Below are 14,978 nucleotides of genomic sequence, written 5' to 3' on the forward strand. Positions count from 1 at the left end.
GGATTGAACTCAGAAGCCGAACAGGCCGCCGAGCTGCCCGATGCTGACCGAGATCAGATCGGTGCCGGAGATGCCCATGTTGGAAAGCAGGTCGTCGAGGTCCAGGCCGCCGAGACCGAGGTTGTCGATCACGTCATTGACCGTCAGACCGGTCAGACCGAGGCTGGCGACCAGCGAGTCGACGGTGACGCTGCCCAGGCCCAGCGAGTTGGCGATGTCGTTCACCGTGACGCCGCCGAGCAGGCGCTGCAGAATCTCGTCCAGGTGGACGCTGTTGAGGTTCAGGTCGTCGAGCAGGTCGCCGACCTTGGCACCGCCCAGCAGGCTTTCCAAGAAGCCGTCCAGGTGAATGTTGTTCAACCCCAGGTCGTTTGCGATCGAGCCGAGGGTCATGCCACCCAAGACGTGGTCGATGAGGCCGCCGATGTCGACGTTGTTCAGGCCGAGGTTGCCCAGCAGCCCGTTGATCGTGACGTCCAGGCCGAGCCGGTCGATCACCGTGTCGATGTTCAGGTTGTTCAGACCCCAGGAGCTCAGCATCGACACCACCGAGGTGTTCATCAGCCACGAGAAGCCGTTGTTGAGCAGGCCGCTGAGGGTGACACTGTCCAGCCCCAGGTTGTGCATGACGGTGTCGAAAGGGGTGCTCAGATTCAAACCGGTGAGCAGCTCGCTGAGCTTCTCACCGCCCACACCGGTCGCCCCCAGCAGCTGGCCGATGGTGATGTCGGACAGCGGAGTGCCGGGTGCCACGCCCAAGGCGGGGGCGCCGGCACTGTAGAGCCGCTGCAACGTCTCCAGCAGGCTGTTGGGCCCCATCAAACTGTTGAGGGTTTGGTAGCAGGACACGTTGTACAAGCCCGGCAGCATGGGGCAGGTGATGTCGGGAAGGGGGATCGCGCCGTCCGCGAGTTCGAGCAACGTCTTGTCGCCCATCCCGGCCTGGGTCAGGAGTTCGGTGAACTTCTGGTCGCCGATCTCGGTGCCTTCGAGCAGGTCACCCAGCGTCATGTTCGACATCTCCGCGCTCTGCAGGAGCTCGGAAAGCGACATGTCGTAGCCGGCGCCCTGCAGGATCTCGATCACCAGGTCGCCGACGGTCATGCTGCCGGCGCCGCCGCCGCCGAACATGCCGCCCAGCAGGCTGTCGATCAGCTCGGCGAGGCTCTGGTCCCCGAAACCGGAGGCGTCCAGCAGCGGGTTGATCACGCTGCCGAGCGTCATATCCGCACCACCGAACTGAGTCAGCAGATCGGTGATGGTCGCGTCGCCGCCCGCCGTGGCGTGCACAAGGTCTTTGAGCGCGTCGCCCAGGGTCAAGTCACCGACACCGAGTTGGCCAAGCAGGCCGGTGATGCTGGTGTCGGTCATCCCGGCGGCGTGCAGCAGGCCGGTCGCCAACTCGCCCACCGACTGCTCGCCGAGACCGAACTGGTCGAGCAGGCCGGCCAAGGTCGGATTGCCGATGCCGGCCTGGCCGAGCAGACCGGTCAGCACCTCGGCGATCGACTTGTCGCCCAGCCCCACCTGATCTGCCAGACCGGAGATCGTCGGGTTCCCGATACCCATCACGTCGAGCAGGTTGGCCGCCAGGTCCGCGATCGGCTGGTCGCCGATCCCGAACTCGGACAGCAGCGCGGTGACGCTCAGGTGGCCGAAGCCCAGGCTGTCGAGCAGGCCGGTCAGCAGACCCTCCACCGACTCGTCGCCGATGCCGAACTGGCTGAGCACGTCGCCGAGCGTCGTGTTTCCGACGCCGGCCAGGTCCACCAACTGGCCCAGTTGCAGGTCGATGGTCGCGGTGTGTGGTGCGACGAACAGCCCGTTGAACAGCGGGATGTTCATCCCCGCCACGTCGATGCCGGACGTGCCGAACAGGAACGCGTTGATCAGCGTGCCCGGGGCGTTGAGCAGGATCATGAACGCGTTGGCCGGGTCGGCGGCGAGCTGGTCCATGATGTCGTTCCACGCGTTGTTCAGCGTGATGAACGGGCCGATCATCGCCAGCAGCGTGTGCAGCGTCGAACCCAGCTCGATGTTGATCTGCGCGGGCAGCGGTACCGCGTTGACGGTGATCGTCGGCAGCAGGCCCCAGCTGGTCAGCAGGCCGGTGACGTCGTTCGCCGGGTCGGCGGTCAGTACCACCGAATGCTGCTGCTGCGCAAAGTGCGTCGGGGCGGCGGGCATTGGTGCCACCGACGGAACGACGGCGATCAGACCGGCGCCGACGACGGCAATCCCGGGCGTGAGGTAGGGGCGAAGGGTCTGCAGCATCAGGTTCTCCGAGTCGATTCGGTGGATGAGGGCGGTTACACGCCGCCGAACAGCGAGGCGAAGAATCCGCCGAAATCGCCGAGATGGGTGTTGATCAGCACCATGTCCGACAGGCCGAACTGGTCCAGCAGATCGTTGAGGGTGTCGCTGCCCAGGCCCATGTTGGTGAGCATCGAGTTCAACGTTCCGTCGCCGAAGATGTCCGCCAGCAGCTCGTCCAGCTCGGTGGTGGCCAGTTCGAAGCTGCTCAACAGGTCGGCGATGGTCTGTCCGCCCAGGAAGCCGCCGACCAATGTGTCGAGGTCGGTAGTGGCGAATCCCAGGCCGCCCAGCACCGACCCGAGCGTCATGTCGCCCAGCAGGCTGTGCAACAGGGCGTCGAGGTGGGTGTTGCCGAGGTCGGTGGTGCCGAGCAACGAGCCCAGGGTCTGGCCACTGAAGATGCCGTCGAGCAGGTCACCCAGATGCTGGTTTCCGATGCCCGCGCCGTTGAGCAGCTCGCCCAGCGTGCCGGTGCCCAGCAGGTTGCCGAGCATCTCGTCGAGGGTGGTGTTGTTCAGCCCCATGTCGGTGAGCAGCTGGCCCAGGCTGGTGCTGTTCATGCCGAAGCTGGCGATCAGCTCGTCCAGCGTCTGGGTGTTCATGCCCATCCCGGTGAGCACCGAGCTCAGGGTCATGGAGAGGTTGGCTTCCAGCAGGTCGCTGAGCTTCTGATCAGCCATCGGCCCGAGCAGCTGGGCGATTGTCTGGTCGCTCATGCCCTGCCCGGCCAGGATGCTGTTGATCGTGTTGGCGTTGAGCCCGTCGATCATGCCCTGGCCACCGATCTTGTCGGCGACGGTGTCGCCGCCGGTGGCCCAGATCAGGTTGTTCAGGGTCAGGCCGCCGAAGCCAAGGTTGCTGAAGACGGTGCCCAGCGAGACGTTGCCCAGGTGCATGGCGTCGACGATGTTCTGCATGGTCAGACCGCCCAGGCCGGCGGCGTTCACCAGGTCGCCGACGGTGGCGTCGCCCAGGCCTGCGCCGCCGAGGAAGTCGACGGCCAGCGAACCCACGCTGACGTCGCCCAGGCCCATCGCGTCGATCAGGTCCAGCGGGGTCCGCTGACCCAGGTCCAGCGCGTCGAGCACCTTGGGCAGGATGTCGCCGACGGTCAGGTCGGCTAGCCCCAGCGAGTCGAGCAGGTCGACCGGGGTCCGCTGCCCCAGGCCGAGGCCGTCGAGCAGGCTGGTGGCCAGACCGGAGACGGGCTGGTCGGCAAAGCCGAGCTGGTCGAGCAGGCCGGTCACGGTGGGGTCCCCAATGCCGGCGGCGTCGAGCACCGCCAGCAGTGCGCCCGAGACCGACTGGTCGGCCAGCCCGACGTTGCCGAGCAAATCGCCGAGCGTCGGGTTGCCGATGCCGATCGCGTCGAGCAGCTTGGTGCCCAAGTCGGCCACCGACTCGTCGCTGAGGCCGACGTTGCCCAGGATGTCGATCAGGTTCTTGTGGCCCAGCCCCATCGCGTCGAGCAGCCCGGTGGCGAGCTGCGCGGCGGACTGCGGCCCGATTCCGATCGCGTTGATCAGATCCAGCGGGGTCTGGTGACCCAGCCCCACCCCGTCGAGCAGGCTGGTCACCATCGACCCGATCGGCAAGTCGCCGATCCCGATTCCGGACAGGATCGTGGTCAGACTCTTGTCCCCGAGGTTCACGGTGTCCAAGACCTGACCGAGGGTGAATTCGAGGTCGAAGGACTGCGGACCCGTCAGCAGGCCGTTGAACGCCGGGATGGTGAGGCCCAGTATCTCGATCGTGTTCGTGCCGTTGAGCCAGGCGTTGAGCAGGGTGGCCGGCGCGTTGAACAGGATGCTGAGCGTGTTGGCCGGGTCGATGGCGATCGCGGCCCAGATCTCGTTCCACGCATTGGCGACCGTGACGAACGGTGCGACCGACGACAACAGCAGCCCCAGCTCGGACGGCAGCATCCCGGGGTCGAAGTGCTGGCCCAGGTTGGCCAGGTTGGCGGCGGTGTTGCTGAACAGCTGATCCCAGGTGACCAGTACGTCGGAGGTGTTGGCCACCAGCCGCAGGTTCGGTTGCTGGACCGGCACGAGATCCTGCCTTGGCGCCGGCAGAGTATGCAGGCTTACCTGCGGCATCGGTACAGCAGTGACGCTGACGAGACCGGCACCTACTAGGGCGACGCCCGTCGTGGCGTAGGGACGAAGTAACTGCTGCATCGGAAATTTCTTCCATCTCGAGGTATCAAACGTTCGCGACAGTACATGAGCAGCATCACATTTCCAATATAGATTTCTCAGGCTCACAGGCGGATTTTTCAGGCGCTAAAAGACAACGTCTGTAGTCAATATTCCGACAACATGCGTAGTCACTAAACTGACAACATGCGTGGTCAGGGGAGGTGGAGACCCGCGGTACCGCTTAACCTTCCGGGGAAGTCCACCATTGTCGCCCGTATTAACATCATTTAAGCAATGCGATTAACAACTTTATGGGCCGTCAAAAGATGATAAATTGCTGAGCAATCTCGGATCGCCGCTGACGACCTCGGCGGACAACCGTCCACGAACGCGTTACCGACCGTTCCGCCGTGACGGGGAAGTTTCCGCGGCTGGAGATGGCGCAGCGAGGGCTTGGCCGGCGTCTCGATCCCGTGCTGCGCGCACCGCCACATCGTGGACGACGGCGGCAGCGACCGGGTTTGCTGGGTCGCGAACACCCTACAGCCGAGCGGTACGGATCGAGATCCCCCGGCGTGTCGGTTGTCAGTCCGCTTCGCGCCGTTGGCGTGCCAGCCGGCCGACGAACCGGGCCAGGCCGAGCGCCATCTGCTGCTTGGCGGCCATTCCCGGTTCGGCGGCCGGGGGCGGCGGTGCGTTCCACTGGGCAACGGCCGTCAGCTCGCCCGCACTGAACTTCTCCCGACACGCGGCCCGCTGGATCTTGCCGCTCGATGTGGTGGGAATGCTCATCGGTTTGACCAGCAGCACATCGTGCGCCTCGGTCCGGTGGTGGCGCCGGATCGCGTCGCGGATCGCGGCCAGCACACCGTCGGCATCGGTGTCGGGCAGCCGGTGTCGCTGCACCTCTTGGACCACCACGAGTCGTTCGCAGGCGAACGGATCCCCGCGCTCGCCGGTTATCGCGAACACCGCGCCGCGCCCAGCCAACAACACCGCGTTGCTGTCCTGCACGGTGCGCTCGATGTCGTTGGGGTAGTGGACGACGTCGCCCAGGACGATCAGGTCTTTACAGCGCCCGGTGACGAACAGTTCACCGTCGCGCAGGAATCCCCGGTCCCCGGTGCGCAGGAACGGGCCCCGAAAGGCTTGGCCGGCATCGGCCAGATACGCCGCGAAGGTCTGCTCGGTCTCCGCACCGCGGCGCCAATATCCTTGCCCCACACTGGGGCCGGAGACCCAGATCTCCCCGACCTCGTCAGCGTCGCACTCGATTCGGGTCTCCGGGTCGACGATGATGACCCGTTGGCCGCCCCGCGGCCGCCCGCAACCGACCACCGCGGCGCCGACCGGATCGTCGGGCGCAGCTTCGACGATCCGGTCTTCACCGAGCGCCCCGCGATCGACGTGCACCACCACCGGCAGCGGGGAATCCGATCCACCGGACACGCCCAGCGTCGCCTCCGCCAGGCCGTACACCGGCAAAAACGTCTCGGGGGCGAACCCGGCCGGTGCAAACGCCTCGGAGAACGCCTGCAGCGACGCGGGATTCACCGGTTCACCACCGTTGAGGGCGACCTGCCAGTTGGACAGATCAAGCGCCGCGCGCTCGGTCGCCGTGCTGCGTTTGACGCACCAGTCGTAGGCGAAATTGGGTGCGCCGGAGATGACCGCTCCGTGCCGGGACATCGCTTCCAGCCAGCGCATCGGGCGCATCAAGAAAGCGCCCGGCGACATCACCACCGTGGTCGTCCCGACATACAGCGTCATCAGGACCCCGCCGATAAGACCCAGGTCGTGATACTGCGGCAGCCAGGTCACCGAACCCACCGGGCGATGGAACACCGGGTTGTCCGGCGCGGGGTTCCAAGTCTGGCGAACGGTCTCCAGATTGTGCATGAAGTTGCCGTGGGTCAGCACCACGCCCTTGGGTGCCTTGGTGGTTCCGGAGGTGTACTGGATTGCGGCGGTGGTCGCCGCGGTCACCGGCGGCAGCGCCCAGCGATCAGCGGCGGATTCATCACCGCTCAATTCTTCGGTGGCGAACCACTGCAGCGGCGGCAAGCCCGCCGCCTCGGCCGCGCGGTCCGCCGCGGCCCGGATCCCGTCTTGGGTTTTCGTGGTGGCCAGAGCGATTTCGGCGCGCGCATCGGGCACGATTGCCTCGATTCGCGCCGAGGTCCATTGCGCGTCCACCGGAATCGCGACGGCGCGGGCATACAGGCAACCGAAGAAGGCGACGATGCTGTCCAGGCCCGGCCGGCAGAAGATCAGCACTCGCTGGCCCGCCGCACCGTGCTGTTGCAGACCGGCGGCGACTGCCCGGGCCCGACGATCCAGCTCCCGATAGGTCAGCCGGTCGTGTTCGTCGTCGCCTTCCGGGCAGAAGAGGAAGGCGGGTTTGTCGTCGTAGCGGTCGGCCTGCTGCGTGAGCAGGTCCACCAACGTAAATGCGCTGGGCTCTGTCGTTGACATAGCCCAGCGCACCTACAGATCGAACGGAGTTACTGCTGCTGAATTACTGCTGCTGGCAGAGGTTGTCCAGGACGTCGATCTGACCGCGCAGCTGGTCGCGCAGCGGCTGCTGGACGGCGTCCTCGGGCGAGTGCCCAGCCAGGTAGTTGATGCTCAGCGCCTCGAGCGTGTCGGCCATGTCGCCCACGGCCTTCGACAGGTCGGCCGGGGTGGCCGGGTTGGCCTCCAGGTTCTGGTGCAGGAAGGCGCCACCGGCGAACAGCGAAAGCCGCGCGTTGGTGCCCACCGCCAGGTCACCGGCCAGGTCGCCCGGCACCGGGTTCTGCAGGTTGGTGTTGAACTGGGTGCCCTGACGCACGACGCCCTGCGCCTCGCAGATCTTGCCCTTGGCCTCGGCGCGCTGGTCGTCGGAGAACTTCTGGCTCGTCGACGGGTGGAACCAACCGAAGATAGCCAAAACGATGCCGATCACGGCCAGCGCCAACGCGGCGATCGTGGGCACCGACAAGGCCGGTGCGGGAGTGGAAGATTGCGGAAAACCCGCGGTCTTGGGCTTGGCAGAGGAGGATTCGCTCGCAGGAGTCTCAGGCATTGCGCGATCGTAACGGCACAGCTGCGAATAGTCACGCTGAACCGGGATCCGGCGCGTTGACGGTACCCTCATGTGCGATGTTGAGCACCGAGCTGCAGACCACACCACGCCGCCTCACCGGCTGGGGCCGCACCGCGCCAAGCGTGGCGCAGGTGTTGTCGACCCCGGATGTCGAAGTCATCGCCAAGGCGGTGGCTCGCTCCGCCGATTCCGGAAGCCGGGGCGTGATCGCCCGCGGCCTGGGCCGTTCTTATGGCGACAACGCCCAAAACGGCGGCGGCCTGGTGATCGACATGACGGCGCTGAGCCGGATCCACTCGATCTCCTCTGACCGCGGTCTCGTCGACGTCGACGGCGGGGTGAGCCTGGATCAGCTGATGAAGGCGGCATTGCCCTTCGGGCTGTGGGTGCCGGTGCTGCCCGGGACTCGACAAGTCACCATCGGTGGCGCAATCGCCTGCGACATCCACGGCAAGAACCACCACAGTGAGGGCAGCTTCGGCAACCACGTGGTGTCGATGGAGCTGCTGACCGCCGATGGTTCGGTGCGGCACCTGACCCCGGACGGCCCCGAGGCAGCATTGTTCTGGGCCACGGTCGGCGGCAACGGTCTGACCGGGATCATCCTGCGCGCCACGATTGCCATGACGCCGACCGAGACGGCGTACTTCATCAACGACGGCGACAACACCACCACTCTTGATGAGACCATCGCCTTCCACAGCGACGGCAGCGAAGCCAACTACACCTATTCCTCTGCGTGGTTCGACGCGATCAGCCCGCCGCCGAAACTGGGCCGCGCCACCATCACCCGCGGGCGCTTGGCCCTGCGCGACGAGCTGCCCAAGAAACTGGCCCGCAACCCGCTGAAGTTCGACGCACCGCAGTTGATGACCGTACCCGACGTCTTCCCCAACGGGTTGATGAACAAGTTGAGCCTGAGCGCCATCGGTGAGCTGTACTACCGCCGCGGTGGCCACTATCGCGGCAAGGTGCAGAACCTGACGCAGTTCTATCACCCGCTGGACCTGCTGGGTGAGTGGAACCGCGGCTACGGCCCGGCCGGCTTCGCCCAGTACCAGTTCCTGGTGCCCACCGAGGCCGTCGAGGAATTCAAGAGCATCATCATCGACATCCAGGCCAGCGGGCACTACTCGGCGCTCAACGTGTTCAAGCTGTTCGGACCGGGAAACGAGGCTCCGCTGAGCTTCCCGATGCCCGGCTGGAACGTGTGCCTGGACTTCCCGATGAAACCCGGCGTCAACGAGCTGCTCAACGAACTCGACCGCCGGGTGATGGAGTTCGGCGGCCGGCTCTACACCGCCAAGGATTCCCGCACCACCGCGGAGAATTTCCACGCCATGTACCCGCGGATCGACGAATGGATCGCGGTGCGGCGCAAGGTGGATCCCGACGGGATCTTCGCCTCCGATATGGCCCGACGTTTGGAGCTGCTCTAGATGGTGTTCGACGCGACCGGAAATCCCCAGTCGATTCTGCTGCTGGGCGGCACCTCCGAGATCGGTTTGGCGATCTGTGCACGCTACCTGCGCAACGCCTCGGCCAGCGTGGTGCTGGCCTGCCTGCCCGGTGACCCCGGCCGCGACGGCGCCGTGGCCGCGATGGAGGCGGCCGGCGCCAAGTCGGTGCGGATCGTCGACTTCGACGCCCTGGACACCGCCAGCCACCCGGCGATGATCGACTCGGCGTTCTCGGGCGGCGATATAGATGTGGCGATCGTGGCGTTCGGTATGGACGCCGACGCCGAGGAACTCTGGCACAACCAGGCCAAGGCCGTGCAGGTCGCCGGGATCAACTACACCGCAGCGGTATCGGTGGGCGTGTTGCTCGCCGGCAAGATGGGCGCCCAGGGCTTCGGGCAGATCATCGCGATGAGCTCGGTGGCCGGTGAACGGGTGCGCCGCACCAACTTCGTCTACGGCTCCACCAAGGCCGGGCTCGACGGCTTCTACCTCGGCCTGGGCGAGGCGCTTCGCGAAGACGGCGTGCGGGTGCTGGTGATCCGGCCCGGCCAGGTGCGCACCCGGTTCTCCGCGCACGTCAAAGAGGCGCCGTTGACCGTCGACAAGGAAGACGTCGCCGAACTTGCTGTGGCCGCGGCCGCCAAGGGCAAGGAGATCGTCTGGGCGCCAGGGGCGTTCCGCTACGTGATGATGGTGCTGCGGCACGTCCCGCGGGCGATCTTCCGCCGGTTGCCGATCTAGCCCATGCGCGGCACCTTGCCCCGGTCGCGTTCATCGAGTGTGCGTTTTGGTCGGCAGAACCGCCTTCGTACACACCAAACCGCACACTCGAGCCGGGGTGCTCACCATGCGTAACGCGCTGACCACTTCACTCAAGACCGTCGGCCAGATGCTGCTGGCCGCCGCACTCGCCGTCGTCGTCGCGGTGGTCGCGCTGATGGCGATCGCCCGGGTGCAGTGGCCCGCATATCCGTCGTCGAACCAACTGCATGCGCTGACCACCGTCGGGCAGGTCTGTTGCCTGGCCGGGTTGGCCGCCGCCGGGTGGCTATGGCGGAGCGGTCGGCGTGCCGTGGGCTGGATCGCCGCGGTGCTGTTCGTCTCGGCGTTCTCGGTGGTGACCCTGGCGATGCCGCTGGGCGCCACCAAGCTCTACCTGTTCGGGATCTCGGTGGACCAGCAGTTCCGCACCGAATACCTGACCCGGCTGACCGACAGTCCCGCGTTGGCCGACATGACCTATCTCGGTCTGCCGCCGTTCTACCCGCCGGGCTGGTTCTGGCTCGGCGGGCGGGCCGCGGCCTGGACCGGGCTGCCGGCCTGGGAGATGTACAAGCCGTGGGCGATCACCTCGATCGCGGTGGCCGTCGCGGTCGCGCTGGTGCTGTGGAACAAGATGCTCCGCTTCGAGTACGCGCTGCTGGCCACCCTCGCCGGGGCGGCGGTAACGCTGGCCTACAGCTCCCCGGAGCCCTACGCGGCGATGATCACCGTGCTGCTGCCGCCGGTGCTGATCCTGACCTGGTCGGGCCTGCGGGCGTCCGGCCGCGGCTGGGGGGCCATCCTCGGCGCCGGGGTCTTCCTGGGCTTTGCCGCTACCTTCTACACCTTGCTGGTGGCCTACACCGCGTTCACGGTGACCCTGATGGCGCTGCTGTTGGCGGCGTCGCGTGCGGTCAAACGCGCCGGCGCCAAAGCCGCATTGAGCCCGCTGGGCCGGCTGGCGGTGATCGGCGTGATCGCCGCGGCCATCGCCTCGATCACCTGGACGCCCTACCTGCGCCAGGCGCTCTACCATCCGGCCGGCGAGTCTCGCAGCGCCTTCCACTACCTGCCCGGCGACGGCGCCGAGCTGAGCTTCCCGATGCTGCAGTTCACGCTGCTCGGAGCGCTGTGCCTGCTGGGCACGCTGTGGCTGGTGGCGCGGGCCACCACGTCAACCCGGGCGGGGGCGCTGGCGATCGGCGTCGTCGGCGTCTACCTGTGGTCGCTGCTGTCGATGCTGTCCACCCTGGCGCTCACCACGCTGCTGAGCTTCCGGCTCCAGTCGACGCTGACGGTGCTTTTGGCCACGGCCGGAGTATTCGGCTTCATCGAGGGGGCCCAGGCGCTCGGCCGGGCCGCGCAGGGCTGGCACACCATCGTCTATCCGGTCGCGACCACGGTGGGGCTGGCCGGGGCGATCGCATTCAGCCAGGACATTCCCGAGGTGCTGCGGCCCGACATCACCGTCGCCTACACCGACACCGACGGGCACGGCGACCGCGGCGACAGGCGGGCACCGGGCGCCGCGAAGTACTACGAGGCCATTGACGCCGCCATCACCGCCAGCACCGGCAAGCCGCGCAACGAGACCGTGGTGCTCACCGCCGACTACAGCTTTCTGTCCTACTACCCCTATTGGGGCTTCCAAGGGCTGACGCCGCACTACGCCAACCCGCTGGCGCAGTTCTCCGCGCGCGCCGCCGCGATCGAGGCCTGGTCCAAGCTCGAGACGCCCGAGCAGTTCACCCACGCGCTCGACGACTTGGCGTGGCCGGCGCCGACGGTATTTCTGATGCGGGCCGGCGCGGGCGACAGCTACAGCTTGCGGCTGGCCAAGGACGTCTACCCCAACCATCCCAACGTGCGGCGCTACACCGTGGAGCTCGATGCGGCCCTGTTCGCCGGGCCGCAGTTCCACGTGCAGAAGATCGGCCCGTTCGTGCTTGCCATCCGCACCTGACGGGCGCCGTCGAGCACACCGATAGCATCTGGTCCGTGACCGATACGCGCGCCGACTTCCGGATCGCTCGGGCTGTCGCCGTCGTCGCCGGCGTGCTGGGCACCCTACTGGCGATCCTCACCCCCCTGTTACCGGTCAAGCAGACCACCGCCGAACTCAACTGGCCGCAGAACGGTGCCCTGGCCAGCGTGCAGGCACCGCTGATCGGCTACGTCGCCACCGACCTCGACATCAGCGTGCCGTGCCAGGCCGCGGCCGGCCTCACCCCGGCCCGCTCGGTGCTGCTGTCCACGGTGCCCAAGCAAGCCCCCAAGGCCGTCGACCGCGGACTGCTCATCGAGCGCGTCAACGATGACTTGGTCCTGGTGGTGCGCAACGTGCCGGTGGTGGTGGCGCCGCTGTCGGCGGTGCTCGGCCCGGACTGTCAGAAGCTGACCTTCACCGCGCACGCCGACCGGGTCACCGCCGAGTTCGTCGGCCTCAAGTACGGGCCCAACGCCGAAAAGCCCGGCTCGCCGCTGACCGGCACCCGCAGCGGCTACGACTTCCGCCCGCAGATCGTCGGGGTCTACACCGACCTGTCCGGCCCGGCGCCCGACGGATTGGACTTCACCGCCACCGTCGACACCCGCTTCTCCAGCGCGCCCACTCCCCTCAAGCTGGCCGCAATGATCCTCGGGGTGGCGCTGACGATCGTCGCGCTGATCGCCCTGCACATCCTGGACACCGCCGACGGCACCCGGCACCGGCGCTTCCTGCCGGCCCGCTGGTGGTCGGCCTCGCCGCTGGATGCGCTGGTCACCCTGGTCCTGGTCTGGTGGCACTTCGTCGGCGCCAACACCAGCGACGACGGCTACATCCTGACCATGGCGCGGATCTCCGAGCACGCCGGCTACATGGCCAACTTCTACCGCTGGTTCGGCACCCCCGAGGCGCCGTTCGGCTGGTACTACGACCTGCTCGCGGTGTGGTCGCACGTGTCCACCTCCAGCATTTGGATGCGGCTGCCCACCCTGGCTATGGCGCTGGCCTGCTGGTGGCTGATCAGCCGTGAGGTGATCCCGCGCCTAGGCCACGCCGTCAAGCACAGCCGGGCGGCGGCCTGGACGGCGGCCGGCATGTTCCTGGCGTTCTGGCTGCCGCTGAACAATGGCCTGCGTCCCGAGCCGATCATCGCGCTGGGCATCCTGGCGACCTGGTGCTCGGTGGAGCGGGCGGTGGCCACCAGCCGACTGCTGCCGCTGGCGATCGCCTGCATCATCGGCGCGATGACGTTGTTCTCCGGGCCGACCGGGATCGCGTCGATCGGTGCGCTGCTGGTGGCGATCGGTCCGCTGCGCACCATCTTGCACCGGCGCTCCAAGCAGTTCGGGCTGGCGCCGTTGCTGGCACCCATTGCCGCGGCGGTCAGCATCACCGCGATCGTGATCTTCCGCGACCAGACCCTGGCCGGCGAGATCGAGGCCAGCACGCTGAAGTCCGCGGTCGGGCCCAGCTTGGCCTGGTTCGAGGAGCACGTCCGGTACGAGCGGCTGTTCCTGGCCACCCCCGACGGCTCGGTGGCGCGCCGGTTCCCGGTGCTGGCGTTGGGTCTCGCGCTGGCGGTGTCGGTCGCGATGGCGTTGCGCAAGGGCCGGATTCCCGGCACGGCGGCCGGACCGAGCCGGCGCATCATCGGGATCACCATCATCTCGTTCATCGCGTTGATGTTCACGCCCACCAAGTGGACGCATCACTTCGGTGTGTTCGCCGGGCTGGCCGGTTCGGTGGGGGCGCTGGCCGCCGTCGCGGTGGGTGCCGCGGCGATGCACTCGAGGCGCAATCGGACGCTGTTCACCGCGGTGGTGCTGTTCATCACGGCGCTGTCGTTCGCCAGCGTCAACGGCTGGTGGTACGTGTCCAACTTCGGCGTGCCGTGGTCGAACGCCTTCCCCAAGTGGCATCTGGCGTTCGCCACCATGGGCGTGGGGCTGACGGTGTCGGCGGCGCTGCTGGCGGCCTGGTTCCACTTCACCAATGGCGCCGAGCGGCGACCGCGCTGGGCGGCGCTGTCGGGCTACCCGCTGGCGATCGCGTCCTGGATGCTGATCGTGTTCGAGGTCGTGTCGCTGACCGCCTCGATGCTCGGCCAATACCCGGCGTGGACGGTGGGCCGCTCCAACCTGGGCGCGCTGACAGGCAAAACCTGCGGTCTGGCCGACGACGTGCTGGTCGAACAGGACCCCACCGCCGGAATGCTCACCCCGATCGACTCCCCCGTCGACGAGGCCCTGGGCGCGACGTTCTCGGTCGGGTTCACCCCCAACGGGATTCCCGCCGACGTCTCGGCCGACCAGGTGATCGGCCCGCCCGGGTTGGGCCGGCTGGCCGACGACGACGCACAGACCGCCGGCGGTGAGGCCGGCACGGAGGGTGGTACCACCGCCGCCGAGGGTGTCAACGGTTCGCGAGCCCGACTGCCTTACAAGCTGGACCCGGCCCGGGTACCGGTGCTGGGCAGTTGGCGCGCGGGTATTCAGGTGCCCGCGCTGCTGCGCTCGGCCTGGTACCGGTTGCCGGCCGACCGCGCCAACGCCGGACCGCTGCTGGTGGTGGCGGCCGCGGGCCGCTTCGACCGCGGCGAGGTGACCGCGCAGTGGGCCACCGAGTCCGGCGCCGCGAACGACAAGCCGGGCGGGACGGTGGAATTCGGTGACATCGGCGCGGTCCCGGCCTGGCGCAACCTGCGCGCGCCGATGTCGGCGATCCCGGCCGAGGCCACCCGCATCCGGTTGGTGGTCCGCGACGACGACCTGGCCCCGCAGCACTGGATCGCGGTGACACCGCCGCGCGTCCCGCAGCTGCGGACCCTGCAGGAAGTGGTGGGCTCCGAAGACCCGGTGCTGCTGGACTGGCTGGTCGGCCTGGCGTTCCCCTGCCAGCGCCCGTTCGGTCACCAGAACGGGGTCACCGAGGTGCCGAAGTGGCGGATCCTGCCGGACCGTTTCGGCGCCGAGGCGAACTCTCCGGTGATGGACAACAACGGTGGTGGCCCCCTGGGCATCACCGAGTTGCTGGTGCGCGCGACCACGGTGCCCAGTTATCTGAACCACGACTGGTTCCGCGACTGGGGTGCCCTGCAGCAGTTGACGCCGTACTACCCCGCGGCCACACCTGCACATCTGGATCTGGGCACCGCCGTGCGCTCCGGGCTGTGGAGCCCGGCGCCACTGCGGCACTGATCTGCACTGATCTGCGTCGCCGAG

8 protein-coding genes are annotated in these 14,978 nt (G+C 67.5%); 4 read left to right on the forward strand and 4 right to left on the reverse strand.

What is annotated here, in order from left to right; genetic code table 11:
• Positions 1-9: 9 nt before the first annotated feature.
• From ACKY0X_RS21495 to ACKY0X_RS21510, 4 genes are all read right to left on the reverse strand, one after another.
• Complete coding sequence (locus tag ACKY0X_RS21495; RefSeq protein ID WP_409427633.1) at positions 10-2,274, reverse strand: hypothetical protein; 2,265 nt, start codon at positions 2,272-2,274, stop codon at positions 10-12.
• A gap of 35 nt (positions 2,275-2,309) precedes the next feature.
• The gene (locus ACKY0X_RS21500; RefSeq protein WP_409427634.1) at positions 2,310-4,367 is read right to left on the reverse strand and encodes a hypothetical protein; all 2,058 of its coding nucleotides are present in this window, start codon (positions 4,365-4,367) and stop codon (positions 2,310-2,312) included.
• A 675-nt stretch (positions 4,368-5,042) separates the two neighbouring features.
• A complete protein-coding gene (locus ACKY0X_RS21505) occupies positions 5,043-6,932 on the reverse strand; it encodes a fatty acyl-AMP ligase (RefSeq protein WP_409427635.1) in 1,890 nt (629 codons plus the stop codon).
• 43 nt (positions 6,933-6,975) lie between these two features.
• Positions 6,976-7,524, reverse strand: a complete 549-nt coding sequence (locus tag ACKY0X_RS21510) for a hypothetical protein (RefSeq protein ID WP_233428711.1) — start codon at positions 7,522-7,524, stop codon at positions 6,976-6,978.
• A 77-nt stretch (positions 7,525-7,601) separates the two neighbouring features.
• Here ACKY0X_RS21510 and ACKY0X_RS21515 point away from each other — a divergent pair, with 77 nt between their 5' ends.
• The 4 genes from ACKY0X_RS21515 (at position 7,602) to ACKY0X_RS21530 (ending at position 14,954) form a co-directional block, all read left to right on the forward strand.
• Positions 7,602-8,984, forward strand: a complete 1,383-nt coding sequence (locus ACKY0X_RS21515; RefSeq protein WP_409427636.1) for an FAD-binding protein — start codon at positions 7,602-7,604, stop codon at positions 8,982-8,984.
• Positions 8,985-9,749: a decaprenylphospho-beta-D-erythro-pentofuranosid-2-ulose 2-reductase gene (locus ACKY0X_RS21520; RefSeq protein ID WP_406756719.1), complete on the forward strand. Its 765-nt coding sequence runs from the start codon at positions 8,985-8,987 to the stop codon at positions 9,747-9,749. It abuts the gene before it with no gap.
• Between the two features lie 106 nt (positions 9,750-9,855).
• Complete coding sequence (locus ACKY0X_RS21525; protein WP_409427637.1) at positions 9,856-11,733, forward strand: galactan 5-O-arabinofuranosyltransferase; 1,878 nt, start codon at positions 9,856-9,858, stop codon at positions 11,731-11,733.
• Positions 11,730-14,954, forward strand: coding sequence for an arabinosyltransferase domain-containing protein (locus ACKY0X_RS21530; RefSeq protein WP_409429733.1), 3,225 nt, complete (start codon positions 11,730-11,732; stop codon positions 14,952-14,954). Before ACKY0X_RS21525 ends, ACKY0X_RS21530 begins: the two co-directional genes overlap by 4 nt.
• Positions 14,955-14,978 lie beyond the last annotated feature (24 nt).

Origin of the sequence: Mycobacterium sp. SMC-11 (genome assembly GCF_046250095.1) — a bacterium.
Classification (GTDB): domain Bacteria; phylum Actinomycetota; class Actinomycetes; order Mycobacteriales; family Mycobacteriaceae; genus Mycobacterium; species Mycobacterium heraklionense_A.